Origin of the sequence: Kosmotoga pacifica, assembly GCF_001027025.1 — a bacterium.
In the GTDB taxonomy this organism is placed as follows: Bacteria; Thermotogota; Thermotogae; order Petrotogales; family Kosmotogaceae; genus Kosmotoga_B; species Kosmotoga_B pacifica.
In genome coordinates this window covers 1,932,399-1,951,378 of the sequence record NZ_CP011232.1, presented here as the reverse complement: position 1 = coordinate 1,951,378, position 18,980 = coordinate 1,932,399, and the positions used below count along the sequence as shown (strand labels likewise).

Genomic DNA, 18,980 nt, shown 5'->3' with positions numbered 1-18,980 from the left:
TATCATTTAAACGGGGTGGTTAGATGAAAGAAATTGGCTGGAAAGAGCTTAAATTAAAGGTTCACCTGCCTCGTTCAATAACAAGAGCCAGCTGTCTGCCAGAATTGAAGGAGTTCATAGGTCAGGAAAGAGCCCTGGAAGCCCTCGAAACAGGAATCAGAATGAACACCGTGGGTTTCAATATTTTCGTGTCGGGCCTTACAAATACTGGCCGCAGAACCTTCGTTAGAAGGTTCCTCACTGAGAAGATTGGAGACGGTGGTAGTTCCAGAGACTGGTTGTACGTTTACAATTTTGAAAATCCCCGGTCTCCAAATACAATTTCCACCAATGCTGGAATCGGTAGAAAGTTGAAGAAAGACCTCGAAGATTTCGTGGAAATAATGGTTAATTCTGTAAAAGAAGTTTTTCAGAGTGACGATTATCAAAAGAAAGTCAGTTCGCTTCAAAACGAAAACAATGAACGCAAAAATAATCTGTTAAAAGAATTGGTTGAAAAAGCGCGTGAAGAACAATATCTCGTTCAAATAAATCAGGCAGGCGTTGCAACGATTCCCCTATGGAATGACAAACCTCTCACACAAGAAGTATACGATGCTCTACCAGAGGAGTATCAGCAGGATATTGACAGGCGCGGTGAAAAGGTAAGGGATATGGTTAATACCTACATACTGGAACTTCGCAAGCTCGAACGTGAATACGGAGACAAATTGAAAGAATTAAACAGATATGTAGTGACTTTTGCAATCGAAGGTCACCTTGCTGAATTAAAGGAAAAATATAAAGAAAATGCAGAAATTGTGGATTTTCTCGAAAGACTCAAAAAAGATATATCAGATAACCTCGACTTCTTTTTTCACGAAAATCTTGATGCGATGAATTTCTTCAAACGGCGCTACGCAGTGAATCTCTTCGTCGATAATTCTCAAAGTACGGGAAGACCAGTGGTCGAGGAGATGAATGCGACATATTCCAACCTCTTTGGCCGAATAGAATACGTAGCAAAGATGGGAATGCTCGATACCGATCACACGATGATTCGTGCCGGAGCTGTTCATCGTGCAAATGGTGGTTTTCTCATCCTCGATGCGAAGAACGTTCTGAGTGAACCTTATGTCTGGAGTACTCTGAAACAGATTTTATTCGATGGAAGTTTAATGATTGAAAACCTTGAACACAGACTTGGATTGGTTTCTACCGTTTCTCTGAAACCGGAACCTATACCCATCGATGTAAAGGTCATTCTTATCGGTGAACCCTGGATATATCAGCTTCTTACAGCATACGACCCGGATTTCAAAAAGCTTTTCAAGATAAAGGCAGAGTTCGATTGGGAGATGGATTTCAATTCGAATTCTGCAGAGAAATTCTGCCGTTTTGTGCGTTCAATAACCTCCGAAAGTTCCCTTTTAGATTTCGATCGTTCCGCCCTAAAAGAAATAATAAGAAAAGCTGTTCAACTTTCAGGTGACCGAAAGAAACTTTCAACAAGGTTTGGTATGCTTAAGCAATTGCTGGAAGAAAGCTCCGGACTGGCGAAGGTAGAAGGTGCAGATCTTGTCAGTGGAAAACACATTGAAAAGGCGTGGAACAGCATGAAAAAGCGAGTCTCTCTTTACAAAGACAAGATCGAAGAAGAGTTCAAACGTTCTACCATTTATGTTGAAACAAAAGGAATTGCTGTTGGAGAGGTGAATGGACTAACGGTAGTTGAAACGGAGGATATGAGTTTTGGTATACCGGTCAAAATAACCGCAAAAGTGAGCCCAGGTAGTGAAGGAATCGTGGACATACAGCGCGAAGCAGGCTTAAGTGGCAAAATCCACACAAAAGCTTCAATGATCGTGCTGGGATATCTGAGTTCTCGATATGCACGCAGGTATCCACTTAGCCTTAGCGCCTTCATTTCCTTCGAGCAGGTTTACAGTATGGTAGAAGGAGACAGCGCCTCTGTGGCTGAGGTGGTTACGTTACTTTCAGCCATATCCGGGATCCCACTGAAACAAAGTGTGGCAGTCACAGGTTCCATAAACCAGAGTGGCAGGGTACAACCGGTAGGTGGTATTCCTCAAAAGATCGAAGGGTTCTTCAAACTATGCCAGATAAAGGGATTCAACGGTGAACAGGGAGTTATCGTTCCAGACAGTAATTATGACAATCTCGTACTGTCCGATGAAGTTGTCAATGCAGTTAGGGAGGGTCTGTTTCATATATGGACTGTGGACACGGTCGATGAAGCCCTGGAAATATTATCCGGAATGAAGGCGGGAGTACAGAATAAAGATGGTACTTACCCACCGGGAACTTTCAACAGGGCAGTTTGTGACAATCTAGAAAAATTCTATAAGATAGTTCAGTCTGAAGTCGAAAAGAGAAAAAAGAAAAAGTGAAGCTGCTGTTTGGGCAGCTTCATTACCATCCTTGAATTCCTCTCATGTAGAGTATATAGCCTTTCACATAGGATGCCACTTTTGAGAGCAGGTCAATGGTTAATTCATCCAGTTTAGACGTATCTTTGGTGCTTACCAGTTCATCGAAATATTCTTTAGTAGTAAATTCTTTACCACCGCTTTCTAGATCATCGCTCATGAGTTTTTTCATCTCATAATAAACCTCTGGAAGTTTTCTGCGGGCATATCTTCTGAGTTTTAAAGCAGCTTTTCGTGGGTCTGTTATTTTAATGGGTTCAGCTTCTTTTATTGCATTTATAAGGGGCTCATAGCCGGTCCACAACCTATATCCGCCGTAGAAATCATAAGCGTAGTGATAATTGGTAAAGGCGATATACCATTTGTCGAAATTACATATCAATTTCAAAAGCTCAAAGGTGGGGGCTGGGAAGGTATGAAAAGGCATTCCTATATCTTCTAGATAATGTATGGCCCGTGCCATGAACCTATAAGCCCAATAAGGGTCGCCCATGTTCCAGGCTTCGGTTGAGAGATAAGAAAAATATTCCACACTTCTTGAAACCTCGCCGAGTTTTATGAACAGTAGCCTGTATTCCATATGGCGCCAACCCTGACTGCCACCTGTTAATTTCTGCATCGAGTTCAGTTCAAGGTCCTGATCCATACCGAGATCTGGTTCATAAGAATACACAGAAAGAATCTGCCACAAAGGGGCTGCGTTGTTTACCGGCTCTGGATTTGGAAAGACAGGTATGAACAGTCCGCCATCTTCCCATGGGTTGTATCCCCGTCCAAGATAATCATCGAAATTAGCTTTTTCCGTGTTGTATATCCGAGTATCGATATTTTCATATGCGTATGGAGTGATTGTTACTCCAATTTCCATAATGTCCGGCATCGTCGAAACGATATAATATGTCAGAGCATCATGACCGGACCACGCAAAACCTGCAACAGCAAAAACCAGCAAGAATATAGTAAAAAGTCTCTTCATACAATCTCCTCCTCCTTTAAAAAATTATTCTAACATTTATCATACACCAATTCAAACTCATACAGCGTTTTCTCCAGACTCTCACAATCTGTTGGAACTGGTGACAATGAATAATAAAATGGATTGAGGTGACTACTTTGAATCATAATTGGAGAAGGAAATATCTTGAAGCTCCTCCCGGACTTATGTCAAAAACATACACAGAGTTATACAATGAGAACACGTTGAGAGATTACATAACACACTTCGCTGCCAGTACTGAAAAAGACTCTGTGATACTTGATATAGACTGTTCTGGCTGTAGTTTCTGGAAATATTTGCGGGAAACAGGCATAAAGATCATAGGTGTATCTGTGGGTAGCTGCAAGTCAAAAAAAATCCCGGATAGAGGTATAAGGATTCTGAAAATACCTTTTAGCGAAATTTCATTCATAGGGATTTTTGGAGGGTTCCTCTTTTTATTCGCCCCAAATTTCCTACCACCGGACGTCAATCTGGAAATTCTCAAAAAGGCTCATCTTGCCTTGAGACTCGGGGGAAAAGGGCTCATTGCCATCGAAGTTGAGAGAAATAGCGCAGATGCATATACCTTTAGTGAAGAGCTCAGAAAAAGCTTTCCTGTCATCGAAGGTGACAGACTCATAAATGGAAAGTACAGATTTATACCCACTGTTGATTCGGTGAAAAACCTTATCCACCTCGCCGGGTTCCAACTGATAAAATATACTCTGAAAGGTACCAAAGCTTTTTTCCTCGTAAGGAAATAGCCTCTTCATCTGCTTCTTATAGTTTTACAAATCAGACCATTGATGTAATAATTGACATGGGCAAAGGAGGTGCCGCATGTCAAAAAAGAGTATTGCCTTCGGCAGGATTCTTAGGAAGTTTAAAGATGACCCTGTGAAATTCAGAAGAATTCTAAAAGCTGGAATGGGATTTGAAAATCTGCGACGAAAAAAATTCCCGAACAAGAACCGACCGAGTTTTGTCAATACAATAAACTATCTGGCAGTATCAGAAGTGTTTAGAGCCCTCAAAGGGAATGATGTTGCCTGGGTAAACCTTCTTGCACCTTCTGAAATCCTTCTTGCAGCGGGATTGAGTCCAGTATCAGCCGAGGGAATCAGTGGGACCATGTCTTCGATGCATCTGGAAGATATTCCCCTGAACTTAGCCGCAGCCAACGGCGTTTCAAACAATCTTTGTACATTTCATAGAGCTTCCATAGGTACAGCTATGTGGCGCGTTTTCCCACGGCCCGAAATAGTGGTTACTACGACGATACTCTGTGACGGAAATCCAGGAAGCTTTTATAAAATCTCAAAATCGTACGGATCCCCTTTTTTCCTGATAGATGTACCCAGAGGTAGAAGAAGGGAGTACGTCCCTTATGTAGAAAAACAGCTTTACGAGTTGATTGAACTCATAGAAAGCATCACGGGAAATAAGTTCTCCTATGAAAAGCTTTCAGAATATTTAGAGAGGGAAAAGCAGACCGTTGAGAACCTGAACTATGCGAGAAGGTTACTGGCATCCAAAGCTGTCCCAATGTACCTGTACGAACAGATGAACACCCTTTATATCATGCATACCCTAGCTGGTAGTGAAGAACTGCTGAAGGCTTCAAAGGAGTTAATAGCCGATTTGGAAGATTCTTCTGTTACGCCCAGCAAAAGGATTCTCTGGTTACATATCCCTCCCTATTACGACAACGAGCTTTTCGAACTCTTCTCGCCCGATGGAAAAGTGTGGGTCATCACTGATGAATTGTGGTGGGACTGGCTATATCCAGTAAAACCGGAAGATCCGGTGAGGTCGCTGGCAGAGAAACTGGTATTCAACATCGGAGCTGGTACAGTTCAGGAACGCGCGGAATTTCTCCTAAAGCTCGCTTCCGATCTCCGGGTGTCAGGCGCCATTCATTTCTCTCACTGGGGCTGTCGTCAATCCAGTGGAGGAGTAGGCTATTTGAAAGACGCTTTTTCCATGGCGGAGATTCCCTTCCTCGAACTGAGTGGAGATTGCGTTGACCATAATTCGGAAAGCGCAGGACAATTGAAGACGAGAGTGAACGCCTTTTTAGAGATTCTAGGGGTGAGAGAATGATCTATTACGCATGTAGTTATGTGCCTCTGGAAATATTACTCGCCAGCAAGCTCCCTTTTGAAAGAATAGAAGAAACGGATTATTCTGAGGACCCGCTTGTCCATAGAAATCTGTGTGGTTATTGCAAAGCCACTTTTGAAAAGATAAAAACTCTTGATGAAAATGATCTGTTCATAGCAGTGGATTCCTGCGATGCTATGCGGAGAATAGGGGATCTCGTTCAGGTAGCGACAAAGGCGAGAACCATACACCTGAGATTACCCTGGACAAGGAATGAAAATGCCCTAGAATTTTACAAGAATCAATTAAAAGTTCTACTTGATGTTCTATCGGAATTCAGGGGTTATGAGATAACGAACGAAGAATTGATTGAGGGAATTGAAACTTTCAATACCCTGAAGAACAACATCTGGAAACTACACTATGATGGTTTCAAATATACTCAAATACAAAAAGCGATAGATTTAGCCTATTCCGGGAAACAATATGACCCGCTTCCTGAACATATAAAGGATGCACCCCGTCTGGCGGTAGTAGGTGGAATAATCAAAAACGTGAGCTTTTCGGAAATGATCGAAAGAGTGGGTGGTGAACTTATTCTGAACGAGACCTGTGGCGGGGTGAGGGGATTTACCGGGGAAATCAATACTTCGTCCCATCCTCTGGATGAAATCGCAAAACGAGTGATCCAACGGCGGGTACCATGTGGCCGTTTCGTAGACATGCGAGAAGGAGCATATCCTTTGGCTGAAGAGTTTAAAAAACTGAAAATCGAAGGTGTGATAAGAATGAGCCAGAAGTTCTGTGATTTTTTCGATGACTACCCTGTTCCCGGGGAAATTCCTGTATTGTCCTTAGAAATAGATTTTCCCCTTGGTTCTTTGGGCCAGCTTTCAACGAGGGTTGGCGCATTCATCGAAAAACTCAGGAAAGGAAATTGGAAAAGTGGATCTTCCAAACTTGGTAGAAAAGGACTATTCTTAGGTGTAGACTCCGGCTCGACAACAACGAATCTGGTGGTAGTGAATGCAGAAGGCAAGATGGTTTCATGGAAGGTCGCTCCCACAGGCATAAATGGAAGTGTAACTGCCCGAAAGCTTTTAGATGAGCTTTTCAGTGAACTCAACATAACGGCCAATGACATTTCTTACTGCATTGCGACGGGTTACGGACGGGATATTATCGACTTTGCCGACGAAAGCATCACGGAAATCACCTGCCACGCAAGGGGTGCGAGGGCTTTGTTTCCCGAAGCGAGGAGTATCGTCGATATAGGTGGACAGGATAGCAAAGTCATACGCCTTGACGAAGAAGGAAATGTCGTCGATTTCACAATGAACGACAAATGTGCCGCAGGCACGGGGCGCTTTCTGGAGGTCATGGCTAGAGTACTGGAAAAGGACCTTGATGCAATGGCAGCAGCAGCTGAGAGAGCTCGGAAAAATCTGGCTATCAGTTCCATGTGTACAGTATTTGCCGAGTCGGAAGTAGTATCTCTCATAGGTAAAGGAGAGTCGATAAACGATATCTCCGCGGGCCTTTTCAGGTCAATATCGAAACGTATTGGAGCAATGTACAAGAGAGTGAAAGGACAACCTCCGGTTGTTTTTACAGGCGGTGTTGCAAAAAACTCTGGAATTGTGAAAGCCCTTGAAGAGGAACTCAATATAAAATTTTTGATTCCTGAAGTCCCTGACATTGTGGGAGCTTATGGTGCTGCTATTATGGCGAGAGAAAAGGTGATGGAATGAAAACTACCAAACTACAGGTATCGCCTGAAACGCCTGAAAATGAAAAAATATCGACAGCTGTGGAATTCATTAAAAAAGGAGAACTCGTCGCCTTTCCAACCGAGACAGTGTATGGTCTTGGCGCGAATGCCTTTGATCCACAGGCGATAAGAAAGATATATCTTGCCAAAGGGAGACCGTCCGATAACCCACTAATAGTGCATGTTTCTTCGTTAGATATGGCGCAGGAACTGGTGATAGAAAGCGTGAGTTCTTACGAAATAGCGAACCGTTTATGGCCTGGCCCTGTGACATTGATCTTCCGAAAAAACAAACGTATCCCTGACGTCGTAACCGGTGGGATGGAAACAGTCGGTATCCGCTTTCCAGCCCACCCAATAGCACTTGCGCTCATATCCAGATCGGGCGTACCCATCGCAGCCCCTAGCGCTAACTTATCCGGCAAACCAAGTCCCACGGAAGAAAAACATGTACTCGAAGACATGGACGGCAGGATAGCCTGTATCGTTCTTGGAGGAAAGACACTATTTGGTCTGGAATCGACAATAATAGATATGACACGTAATAGGCCAACGCTCCTCAGACCTGGCCCTGTTTCTCCGGAGCGCCTTAAGGATCTGCTTCCAGAGCTGGTTGTGCCTGAGTTTGTAATGGCGAAGCAAGGGTATAAGGGTCCCGCGTTATCACCTGGCATGAAATACAGGCACTATTCGCCTGACGTGGAACTCATACTCGTCGAGGGAACACCGGAAGAATCTTCTAAAAAGATTGAAGAGCTCGTCAAGCAGAGCGAAAGGAAAACCGTGGTCCTTTGTACGGAAGAAACCAAAGAGTTGTATCCGAAAAATTTTGACAGAATTGTTTTAGGTTCGAGAGAAAATTTGTACATCGTTGCGGCTAACCTTTTTGGCGCGTTGAGAGAGTTACCCGCTCAGGGTTTTCAACTGCTCATATCGGAGGCTTTTCCTGAATCCGGAATTGGACTCGCAATAATGAACAGGTTGAGAAAAGCTGCCTGGAAGATCCTGCGCGTTTAAAATAAATGAGGTGGAAATCATATGCCAGACGTTTTTGGGATGGGAGAAATACTCGTTGATAAGATACGCACCTCTACCGGGGAAGAGAAGTGGCTGGCTGGGGGCTCAGTTTTCAATACCCTTATGAACCTGCATTTGATGGGTATCCCGGTAGCCTTTCATTCTTCTCTCTCGAAAGACGAAGAAGGATGTTTTCTTACAGAGCTTCTCGCGGAATCGGGGTTCTCTGTATCCCTCTTCTCCTCGTCTGAAAAGACTCTTTACGCTGAAGTGCAACTCGATTCCGGGGGCAATCCCACTTTCAAAATCTTTAACAGAGAACTGCTACATCTTTTGTTCGAAGAAAAGCACAAGACCATTATGAGAAATTGTAAAGTTTTCCATACCAGCGCTTTCTCAATAAACTACACAGGCTCCAGGGACGCTGTTCTGAAGGCCTTCGAGTTCGCACAAGAAAAAGAAGTTTTTGTTTCTTTCGACTTGAACATGAGGAGTCTTGAAGGAGATATTCCACCGGAGGAGTTGAGAGATATTGCTATCGAGCTGATGCTCACTGCTGATTTTACCAAACCCTCACGAGATGACCTTTCACTCCTGTTTCCCGATTTAAAACTCCCGGCAATAATCGAAATTCTGAGAAAAAGGGCACGTGGCAATGTCGTCATCACCCACGGGGGTTCTCCAATAATTCACATCAAGGATGGTGAAACAAGGGAAATTGAGGTGAACAAGGTCCCAGTTGTTGATGGAACAGGAGCTGGCGACGCTTTTAACGCCGCGGTTCTGGCGAGTGTTTTGAAAGGGATCCCCTTCTCAGAAGCCATTGAATCCGGTAAACTCCTCGCCTCCATGGTAGTTGGTCATTATGGAGCACTAGCTGGTCCTGAAGATCTACTAGCAGTAAAGAGTCGTATTTTTTAAGGATATTATTGAGACATCGACAAGGATTCGAAAAAAACCAAATTGATGGGTCAAGTCATCCAGATAGTAAAAATATAAAAGGGCCTTCAAGGGCCCTTTTATATCTTAGAAACTTCCATTTCCATTATTACCGCTTTCGATGGTCCGAGATTTGTTAAATTATCTTTCCCCACTCCAATAAAGTTTTTCCCAAACATATCAAAGAGGTTCGAGGAAATATTCAATTCAGGGAGCCTACCTATAAACCTTTCACCATCGAAGAGCAGTGGAAGCTGTACCGGAGTTGCAAAACTGCCATCCGGAGTGAAGTCACCTCCGCTGGCAATAAGTACAAAGATCGCTTCCCTTCCATCGAGTAGCTCCTTGAGAGTTTTGTCTGATTCTTTAATGCTCAAAGCAGAGACACCGATATCGGGCACAGAGTCATATTCACCAGCGGCCGCACCTGTTTGTGGAAGGTTGAATATTTTGGCTGTTTTTTTATCGGTGTAAGGGGAGCGCAGAATGCCGTTTTCTATCAACGGATAACGAAAATCTTTGTTCACAATCCCTTCAGCATCGAAGAAGGGTCCAAAAAAACCATCAATATGGTTCCGGGTTTGGTAGAGAGTGAAGGTATCGTTGAACAACTTCTGGCCTATTTTCCCGGAGAGCAAAGACCCTCCCGTTGCGAATATAAGACCATGCAAATCTCTGTAGAGCTTGATGAGAAACACGGGATTGCTCAGTAGAAAAACCACAGGATATTTCCCGGCCTTGAAATCTTCAATTTTGTTTTTATAAGCTTCACATATCTCATTGGTGATGCGCATAAATTCTTTCCTGTCATATTTCAAGCCTTCGTACCCGATAAAACCATCGAAGATATTACCAGAACCCTTGAATTTGAAGGCAAAACCAAGTTCAAGGAAAGTTCCGCGGTGAAATAAATCGAGCCCAAGATTATTTTTAATAGATGCCTCTATGGTTGTCAGGGTTGCTTTATTGCTGAAGCTGAAGTCTGGTTGCTGTCTCGACATTTCAGCGAGCAACTCCTCAATCTCATGTACAAACTCCTCTTCACTACTGAAGTCTGCGTGATAAACCATATTTAGCTCCAGATCCGATGAAGGCTCCACCGGGTACGATATCTCCAACTCCAGTGCTTCCATGGCCTTTTCGGTTAACTCCTGTTCATCTACCATACCAAGACCACCAGCTACACCAATCTTATTTTCCAAATAGACCCTCATCGCGGTTTTCGTTATGTCTTTCTTTCTTATTGAATCCACTCTTGTCGCTTCAACGTTTACAGCAAACTGTGATGTTTTCAGAATGTACTTCTCTTTTATCATTCGTCTCTCCCCCTATCTCACGTTTAAGCTTTTCACCCGGACATAAGGTCCACCGAAGCCAACGGGAAGCGGAAACTGCTCAAATTTTCCGCAACCACCCAGGGCGAATTCAAGTATTTTCACATCACGAGTCAGACCATCAATTTCATTCAATGTCTCAAAAACGTTACCCGTGATGACGGATATTTTAACTGGTTCCGCAATTCTTCCATGTCTGATCATATAGGCCATTGAAGGTGCCAATGTGAAGGTAGACATTCCAGAACCATGTTTCAGCGTTTCAACGAAGATGCCTTCTTCTATTTCTGAAATCATCTCTTCAAAGGTCAGCTTTCCACCCTTAATGTAGGTGGTCGTCATTCTGACAATAGGTTCAAATTCAAAGTTCAGAGCGCGGGCATTCCCGGTAAGTTCTTCGCCGAGCGCCGCTGCAGTTTTGGCGCTGTGTAACCTTCCATATAGTATCCCATTCTTGATGAGATACGTTTCTTTCGCCCTTGTTCCCTCATCATCAAAAGGCACATAACCTGTTCCCATTACGTTTCCATCGTCAACGATGGAAAGAAGCTCACTTCCTACCTTTTTCCCGATTTTCCACTCTTCTTTCATCGCTTCATCACCGAGCATGAAGTCCGATTCACTTTTATGACCAAAGCTCTCATGGGCGAAAACACCCGCCGCTTCCGGGGAAAGTACAACAGGGTATTTACCTGGTTTGATTTCAACGGCATCTTTCAGAAATTCAATGGCTTTATTTAACCTCGCTTCGATATCATGTTCAAGACCTTTGAGACTCCTGAAATAGTTAGAACCCCGGTCGAACCTGTCATCGAATTTCTTTTCGCCATCTGAAAGCTCATAACTTATCCTCATTCCTACCCGCTGGGTATCAAAAACAAGTGCTGCCCCTTTGCTAGAGTAGAAGCTTTTTGTGACTTTAAAATCGATGTAATTAGCTCTCCAGAGCTTTACGAAATCTGAAGTAGCTACAATAGGGGAATATCCCTTCAATAATTCAAGTTTTTCTTTCAGAGATATTTCGTTCACGGAGTCAGTACCGGTGAAATGCAAATATTCCCCGCTGTTTACCTCGAATTTTCTGTAAACGGGGTCATCTTCAATGCTTTCATTCGCGCTAGCCATTGCTGCGAGGGCATCTATTTCCCGCTGGATGTTATCAATATCACTCGTTGATGCATAGTACCACCGCTTGCCATCATACACCCTCACAAAGGCTGCTTTGTATGATTTTTCTTTCACATTATCGAGTCTTCCCATAGTTATTTGAATGGAAGTCTGGAAGACATCTTCGATTCTGACATCTGTGTAAAATCCTTTTGGGAACTTGTACATTCTTTTCCCCCCTTTTTTCTATCTGATGTTAATATTCAACACTGATAATTTTAGAATTTACTTCCTTGATAAAATCATCAAAATTGTCAGGAGATAACATTATGAGATAATCGAGGCCTTTAACTTCAAGCACAAGAACCTTTGAGCTCAAGGTCAAGAGTTTGGCTTTTTCTCCGTTTTTCAACTCGAAATCTCCTTTTTTATAATCACTGATGGAAGTACCCAGAGTTCTGAGAAGAGGTTTGAAGTTTTTGGGAACAGGTTCGTAGTCGGGTTCTTCATTCCAATCTATAACTTTAGCTGAAATCACTTCCGAACCTAAAATTGTTAGTTTCGAACTCTTTGAAAACTCTATTTTCAACGACCCATCTTCAATCGTAATGCCAGCTGAAGATATGCTAATGATGAGAAACAATGATAGAACCATTGCTATTATTAAAAGAATAGTTCTCCCAATCTTACCTCTTTCGCCTTTTTCAGTCATCATGATTGAGGTAACCACGCCGCTATACCGACCACACCATATGAGAACGCCGTATTCAGCAAAGCAATTTCAAATTCAAACTTCATAAGAGATCGCCGCCTTTTAGAAAAAATGGAGGCCTTTAGGCCTCCGAGGGGAGTATGAAAAGGGTTATCCTGGATATTGATCAGAAATGTAGTTTTTGAGCATCTTGTTTTCTATTTCCACATTCTTATACATGACTTTTATTATATCACCGATAGATATTAGCCCCTTCAGCCCGGTTTCGTCACAAATAGGCAAATGCCTGATCCTGTGCTGAGTCATGACGTTAATTGCGTACTGAATGTCATCATCGGGTGCACCGCAGATAACACCAGCTGTCATAACTTCTCTGACAGGAGTTTCCGAAAGTTTCAAGCAATTAGCGCACGCACGTTTGAGCAAATCTCTTTCTGTGAAAATACCAATGACCCTCTTGCCTTCCATGACCATAACAGCACCTATGTTCTTCTCAACCATGAGGTCAACGGCATCTTTTATCGATGCATCCGCACTAATTGAATAAACCTCCTCGCCTTTTTCCCTAATTATGTCCATTAATTTCATATACCTCCCCCTTTCAATTGTATAATATCACAATAGAGCAACTATTTTAAAACTTCTTTTTGATTCTGGCATTATTATTCAACTTTTAAAACAACCACGCAGGTTAATGAAGGCAATTGTAATCATAGAATAGCCTCTGTATGTAGAATATTATTTTCCATTGTACTTCCATTTGTCATAAGGACTGGAATTGATGTTTTTAACGCCGCTAATAAAGTCGATGAACTTCACTGAGAGTTCGGGGTCAAATTGTGAACCTGTACACTTTTTAAGTTCTTCTAAAGCCTCTTTGAAAGAAGAACTTTTTCTGTAAGGTCGGAAACCCGTCATGGCTTCAAAGGCGTTGATGATCGTTATCACCCTCGCCAGATACGGGATCTGCTTTTTCTTTAGCTTTCCAGGATATCCGGTACCGTCCCAATTTTCGTGGTGAGCAAGTATTTCTTCGGAAATTGCCGAGAGGTCCAGGGTACTTCTCGCAATGCGGAACCCTACCTCTGGGTGTGTCTTTACTACCTTCCATTCGGCTTTGTCAAGCTTGTCCGGCTTCATCAAAATATTCGAAGGCACAGCAAGTATGCCAATATCGTGAAATCTCGCAAGGAGTCTCAGATTACTGAGTTCTGTTGGATAAAATCCGAGATATTTCCCGAAATATAATGCAAGGTTTTCGACACGCCTACAGTGTTCTGCTTCGATGAAGTTATACTCGAAAAGGGTGTTTTCAAGAGCCGTGAGGACGTTCCTGCTCTTTCTATTGCTCTCCAGAACCTTATTCCGATACATAAGGTCTTCAGCTTCTTTGATCAATACTGGAATCGATTTGTCTAGGTTGTTACGGGTCGAATAGCCCAGAGAAATATCAAACACGATGTTTTCAACAACAAGCTTTTGAGAACAACCCATTCTTATCCTCTCACACACACATCTGGCTATCTCTTCATCGGCTTTTGGGAGAAGAATGATAAATTCATCGCCTCCCCATCTTGCAACGACATCTTCCTTTCTCACGGCATTTCTGAGTATATCTGCCGTTTTTTTGAGTAGTTCGTCACCTTTCTCATGACCAAAAGCATCGTTCACCAATTTCAGGCCGTTTACGTCCCCCATAACGACACTGAGGGGGACTTGTCGTTCAGTATCCAGTCTCTTCATCTCTTCTTCGAAGAACAATCTGTTGTAAAGGCTGGTCAATCTATCATGAAGGGATACATATTTCAGTTTTTCCCATGTCAGCACACTGCTGGTCATCTTTTTTCTGATTCCCACCAATATCTTTCCTTTGGTTGGACTCTCATAAAACTTGCCTTCGTCCTGAAACCATTCCACTCCACCCCAGTTGTTTATTACCCTGTACTTCACACGGTAGCTATCTGTTTCACCTGTAACATATTGGCTGATTCCTTTTTTCAGTGCTATTCTATCCCTCGCATCTATGAGTTCGTTCCAATCGATTTCCTCGACTTCTTCTTCATTGTATCCTAGAGCTTTCAGCCAGTGGGGATCTTTCAAGTAGAATACTTCTCCTTCTCTTTCTTCGGCTTCCCAGGTGCCAGAATTATGAAATTTCAGTACTAACTGCATTTTTTCATTCTGCTCTTTCATCGCTCGAGTTGATCTGGCTATCTCGATACAGAAACTAACCACCCTTCCAAGAGTCTCAAGAGCCCCAAGGGACTCAGGTGATTCTGCCACTTCGTTTCTCAATTTGTGGAGCAGAATCACACCATAAAGAATACGGTTAGTAAAAATCGGAAGAACCACATCCTGGCTAACACTTGCAGGGTCATACGGTAAGCAAATTAAGTCATGGGGCTCTCTCAAACTTTCAATGATGAACTGAGCATATTTTCTAATTTCATTGTTTTTGTCCCCTTTGCCTTCGATAAGTTTGAAAGCGCCACTTTTACCCCTTAAAAATATGAAGACATCCTCATAACCCAAAATTTCCTTCTTCTTCTCTAATTCACAAAAAATGTTGTGGAGAATATCTGGCCCCTTCATTGAAAGCATCTTGAGAATTATGTGGCTGAGATTGTTCGCAAAATCCAGCCTTTTTCGCAGAAAGGTCTCTTTCTCTTTCTGGGCACTGATATCAAGTACAAATATAATGCTCTGATTCGTTGTTTCGATGAATTCAATGTTTATAAGGACACTTCGTGTGGAACCGTCCTTTCTTAGGATTTCAAGTGCATATTCATCTGAAAACGAGTAGCCCCTCGTACGTCTGAGGATGTAAAGATCTTTCAACATATTTCTCATACCCGGGGGGATAAATTCAAGAAAGCTTTTTTTATTCTCAATCTCCCATTTTGCATACCCCGTAAGTTCTTCAAATGAGCCACTAACTCTGGAGATTGTTGTATCTGCTTCGATTGTAACTATCGAGATAGGTGAAGAATATCCCCTGGCATTATCCTTAAAGGTTTTGCTTTTCAGAAACAAAAACAGATATTTCCCCGTATCAATAATTTCAGAGCACAACTCTTCCTGAAAATCCTTCTTTTTCGAGGTAAAAACTCTTTGAGAACATGAAAAAGACGTTTCCAGTTCATCGATGGAGCTATTCAGAAGCCTATCGAGTGGAGTTCCCAACGAATTCGAAGCCAGTCTGTTAGCAAATACTATCTTATTGGCTACTTTATCAACGATAAGGAAAGCCTCCCCAAGGTTAAAGCCCTTTGGAGAAATCATCACATAATCCCTTCTATTTTCTTCTACAATATATCATGAAATGCAACTAAACAATATTTGATTGTGTGTTTCTTAAATATTACTTGTGTATTTCGTAAGCTCTCGGGCCATATATTTTCGTTCCTATCCTAACCATATTGGCTCCCTCTTCTATTGCAATAAGATAAGAATCAGACATGCCCATCGATAGCCATTTCATTTCGATGTTTCCACCACTGTACTTCATCGCCTCTTCAAAGAGCCTTCTGGTTAGACGGAAATATGGCCTAAGCTTCTCCGGACTTTCAAGGACAGGGCCCATTGTCATGAGTCCTTCAATCTTTATGTTTTTTAGTGCAGATAGTTGATCCAATAATGTGAAAAGTTGTTCTGGCATCACGCCACTTTTCTGAGGTTCCCTACCACTGTTGATTTCTATCAATACGGGCATTGTTTTACCAATGGCACCTGCTCTTTTATCTATCTCCATAGCGAGTTTCAAAGAATCTACAGATTGGATCATATCAAATATTTCAACAGCTCTCCTCACTTTGTTGCGTTGCAGATGACCGATCATGTGTAATTTACAAAGCCCTTTAAGAGCGCTAGCTACCTTCCAGGCTTCTTGTACGTAATTCTCTCCAATGTGTTCAATTCCCGCTTCGACAGATTCCACTATTTCCTCTATGGACCTCGTCTTGGCTGCGGCTACGACTGTAACATTCGGTGGGATTTCAGAAAGAATCATACGTACGTTCTCTTTTATGCCCATCAAAGCACCTCCCGTAACGCCTCAATTATAACGTCGCTTGTATTATATTGCACCAAAAAGTGCAGAAAGCTCAAAGTATGGTAAAGTTTATTCGGTATATTGTTAATCAGATCGTTCTAAGTTTTTTAAGTCTCTCTTCAAGGAGGTGTCTTTGTGGTACTGGAAGGTGAAGGTTTTCGGTTGAGGGCCACTGGAAATGAAGACTCCGAATTAAAGGCTCTGATGGAAGATGAAAGCATTCTCTCGAACATGTCAGAAAGACGCTGGTATACTGAACCAATGCCTTCTGAAATGTGCTTCAGGCTCGAAGTTGAGGGAGAATTGATTGGGGAAGTCTCTCTCAAGTCGATAAGGTGGTTCAATAGGAAAGCTGAAGTGAGTTTATTTATCGTTCCGAAATATCAGGGAAAAGGCTTTGGAAAAAAGGCTTTAAAGTTGTTGATGAAGCATGCCTTTGAAACCTTCAATCTTCACCGCCTTGAAGCGGAAGTCTTTGAGTACAATACCGTTTCACAGAAACTGTTGGAAAGTCTTGGCTTCAAACTCGAAGGAGTGTCGCGTGAAGCGCGATACTACAACGGAAAATATTGGGGTATCTTTAAATATGGCATTCTCGAGGATGAGTTTGTGAAACGCGAGAATAAAGAAGTCGATGAAACATAGCATAAACAGTAATAGCAATTATTTATTGTCCTGGGATTGATATATTCTGGCAGTGAGGTATAGATTTGATATACTAAAAGATTTCACAAAAACAAAGATAGCTGAATGTCCGAGCAGACATTGAACAAACTTGTGATACTCAATGAAACTGGCCGGAAACAATCCAAGATGTATTTTTGAATAGAGGTTCAACTTCAATGACACATTTCCGGCGTTTCTATTATGAGGACGGCCTTCAGGATATTCGGATAGTCCGTTATAATACCGTCCACTCCGAGTTTTATGAATCTCAACATTTCGCAGGGATCATTAATCGTCCAAGGTACCACTTTCAATCCAAGTTGTTGAGCTTCCTTCAAAACCTTTTCGTTGAAATCTGTGTATTTGGGTGAAAAGATATCCGCTCCTGTGGCTTTCACAAGTTTTGCGACACTGAAACCATATTTCCAGATCTTGAGTCCACCAAGCCATGCAGGATTACTAAGTGTGGATGCGCTTAAGAGAGCTGCTGTTTTTATGTTCGGGTTCTTTTCCTTTATGAGCATAATGGTTTTCCAGTAGAAAGACTGGACGATTACGTGATCTTCAAGTCCATATTTCTCCACCAGTGTCAACAGGGCATCGACAAATTCTTCCGGTTGTGCTGTTTCCTCAGGTGCAAGGGGTGAGACCTTAGTTTCTACATTCAACCAGACTTTCTGTCCTGTTTGGTTCATGTATTCCTTTATCAATTGAAAAACATCTTCCAGTTTTGGAATCTTTGCGCCAGGCACAGGCACCTGATAAGGCCAGTAATAGTCATCCCTCATTACACCTACATCATACTGTAGAAGCTCTTCATAGGTAAGATCTTTTATGAACACTTTTTCTTTTATGAACTTTCCGTTCTTTCTGACTTTCTTAGGATTCAGATATCTGTCGTGAATTACTACGGGAACTTTATCTTTTGTGAGACCCATGTCCAGCTCCAACGTAGTTACACCAATCTCTTCTAAGGCAAATTTAAATGCCTCAAGAGTATTTTCCGGTCTAAGCCCCCTGCAACCCCTGTGCCCTTGAACATCAAAAGCAAAAAGCGAAGTAATCAGCAATACAAAACTAGCGAATAAGAATTTTTTAAACATATCACCACCCCCTTTTCTCCTCCACGATTGTACCACCCTCATATAGAGTAGCAACAATTAAAAAATGGTCTCAAAAGACAATAGATCAAATTGCGTATCTCAAAAAGAGTGTGTACTTCTTTCGCTGATAATTTGAAATGTGATATATTCATTTTGTATTACATAAAAAAGTTAAACATTCAACCAATCACTTTATCATGAGGAGGTGTTGACATGAAGCGTTTGTGTTTTCTACTGCTTGTTTTAACCCTGGGCATAATAGCGTTTTCTGAAACTGAAGTTGCAACAAGTACTACTATCGAAGACCTGATTTCGCGAAAGATACTACTTGTTGAAGAGCTCAACACCCTCGAACTTAAGATTTCAGAGTTACTGAGCAGTGCTGCTTCCATCTCTCTGGAGGCACAAGATCAGTTAAACGAACTACGTTCCGAAGTGAACACGTTGATGAGTGAAATCGATAGGATAGGGAGTGAACTCGATAGTCTCAACAGCATCCAGAACGGACTGGCTAGAAATCTGGCGCAATTACAATCACAACTCAAGGACCTCGAAAAACGTATCGGGGAACTCGAACGTGATATCCTTGCACTTAAAGAGAGTATCAATAGTTTTGAAGAGAAATTCTCCAACGTGGAGGGAAAGATCACAGACATTGAAGAACAGCTCACCCAATTAACCAAAAAATCTAACCTCAACTTCATGCTTGCAATAGGAGGGATTATTGTCGCGATCGTTGCGGTCGTTTTGAATTTCCTCGTGCCTTGAT

At 42.2% G+C, this 18,980-nt stretch carries 16 protein-coding genes; 8 read left to right on the top strand and 8 right to left on the bottom strand.

Features of this window, described 5'->3' with window-relative positions:
- Positions 1–23: 23 nt before the first annotated feature.
- A complete protein-coding gene (locus IX53_RS09200; RefSeq protein ID WP_053001284.1) occupies positions 24–2,390 on the top strand; it encodes a Lon protease family protein in 2,367 nt (788 codons plus the stop codon).
- Between the two features lie 22 nt (positions 2,391–2,412).
- Here the strand turns inward: IX53_RS09200 and IX53_RS09195 are convergent, their stop codons facing one another.
- A complete protein-coding gene (locus tag IX53_RS09195; protein WP_047755103.1) occupies positions 2,413–3,405 on the bottom strand; it encodes a phospholipase C/P1 nuclease family protein in 993 nt (330 codons plus the stop codon).
- A 137-nt stretch (positions 3,406–3,542) separates the two neighbouring features.
- Here IX53_RS09195 and IX53_RS09190 point away from each other — a divergent pair, with 137 nt between their 5' ends.
- The 5 genes from IX53_RS09190 to IX53_RS09170 all read left to right on the top strand — a co-directional run bounded on the left by IX53_RS09190 (position 3,543) and on the right by IX53_RS09170 (position 9,220).
- Positions 3,543–4,172 carry a hypothetical protein gene (locus tag IX53_RS09190; protein WP_047755102.1) on the top strand — a complete coding sequence of 210 codons (630 nt, stop codon included), beginning with the start codon at positions 3,543–3,545 and terminating at the stop codon, positions 4,170–4,172.
- 76 nt (positions 4,173–4,248) lie between these two features.
- Positions 4,249–5,511 carry a 2-hydroxyacyl-CoA dehydratase subunit D gene (locus tag IX53_RS09185; protein ID WP_047755101.1) on the top strand — a complete coding sequence of 421 codons (1,263 nt, stop codon included), beginning with the start codon at positions 4,249–4,251 and terminating at the stop codon, positions 5,509–5,511.
- Positions 5,508–7,262: an acyl-CoA dehydratase activase gene (locus IX53_RS09180; protein WP_047755100.1), complete on the top strand. Its 1,755-nt coding sequence runs from the start codon at positions 5,508–5,510 to the stop codon at positions 7,260–7,262. Before IX53_RS09185 ends, IX53_RS09180 begins: the two co-directional genes overlap by 4 nt.
- Positions 7,259–8,299 (top strand): L-threonylcarbamoyladenylate synthase, encoded by a 1,041-nt coding sequence (locus IX53_RS09175; RefSeq protein WP_047755099.1) that lies wholly within the window; start codon positions 7,259–7,261, stop codon positions 8,297–8,299. Before IX53_RS09180 ends, IX53_RS09175 begins: the two co-directional genes overlap by 4 nt.
- A gap of 21 nt (positions 8,300–8,320) precedes the next feature.
- Positions 8,321–9,220, top strand: coding sequence for a carbohydrate kinase family protein (locus IX53_RS09170; protein WP_047755098.1), 900 nt, complete (start codon positions 8,321–8,323; stop codon positions 9,218–9,220).
- 98 nt (positions 9,221–9,318) lie between these two features.
- Here IX53_RS09170 and IX53_RS09165 read toward each other — a convergent pair whose 3' ends face one another.
- From IX53_RS09165 to IX53_RS09140, 6 genes are all read right to left on the bottom strand, one after another.
- Positions 9,319–10,554, bottom strand: coding sequence for a metallopeptidase TldD-related protein (locus tag IX53_RS09165; RefSeq protein WP_047755097.1), 1,236 nt, complete (start codon positions 10,552–10,554; stop codon positions 9,319–9,321).
- A gap of 12 nt (positions 10,555–10,566) precedes the next feature.
- Positions 10,567–11,907 carry a TldD/PmbA family protein gene (locus IX53_RS09160; RefSeq protein WP_047755096.1) on the bottom strand — a complete coding sequence of 447 codons (1,341 nt, stop codon included), beginning with the start codon at positions 11,905–11,907 and terminating at the stop codon, positions 10,567–10,569.
- A 28-nt stretch (positions 11,908–11,935) separates the two neighbouring features.
- The gene (locus IX53_RS10675; RefSeq protein ID WP_169746220.1) at positions 11,936–12,391 is read right to left on the bottom strand and encodes a PH domain-containing protein; all 456 of its coding nucleotides are present in this window, start codon (positions 12,389–12,391) and stop codon (positions 11,936–11,938) included.
- Positions 12,392–12,541: 150 nt separating this feature from the next.
- Positions 12,542–12,979 carry a CBS domain-containing protein gene (locus tag IX53_RS09150; RefSeq protein WP_047755095.1) on the bottom strand — a complete coding sequence of 146 codons (438 nt, stop codon included), beginning with the start codon at positions 12,977–12,979 and terminating at the stop codon, positions 12,542–12,544.
- A gap of 150 nt (positions 12,980–13,129) precedes the next feature.
- Entirely contained in the window at positions 13,130–15,673 is a 2,544-nt protein-coding gene (locus IX53_RS10670) for a diguanylate cyclase (RefSeq protein ID WP_156173150.1), read from the bottom strand.
- Between the two features lie 79 nt (positions 15,674–15,752).
- Entirely contained in the window at positions 15,753–16,424 is a 672-nt protein-coding gene (locus tag IX53_RS09140; protein WP_047755094.1) for a YggS family pyridoxal phosphate-dependent enzyme, read from the bottom strand.
- Positions 16,425–16,577: 153 nt separating this feature from the next.
- Here IX53_RS09140 and IX53_RS09135 point away from each other — a divergent pair, with 153 nt between their 5' ends.
- Positions 16,578–17,087 (top strand): GNAT family N-acetyltransferase, encoded by a 510-nt coding sequence (locus IX53_RS09135; protein ID WP_053001280.1) that lies wholly within the window; start codon positions 16,578–16,580, stop codon positions 17,085–17,087.
- A gap of 194 nt (positions 17,088–17,281) precedes the next feature.
- Here the strand turns inward: IX53_RS09135 and IX53_RS09125 are convergent, their stop codons facing one another.
- Positions 17,282–18,211 carry a glycerophosphodiester phosphodiesterase gene (locus IX53_RS09125; protein WP_047755092.1) on the bottom strand — a complete coding sequence of 310 codons (930 nt, stop codon included), beginning with the start codon at positions 18,209–18,211 and terminating at the stop codon, positions 17,282–17,284.
- A gap of 213 nt (positions 18,212–18,424) precedes the next feature.
- Here IX53_RS09125 and IX53_RS09120 point away from each other — a divergent pair, with 213 nt between their 5' ends.
- Complete coding sequence (locus tag IX53_RS09120) at positions 18,425–18,979, top strand: CT398-like coiled coil hairpin domain-containing protein (protein WP_047755091.1); 555 nt, start codon at positions 18,425–18,427, stop codon at positions 18,977–18,979.
- Position 18,980: the final 1 nt, after the last annotated feature.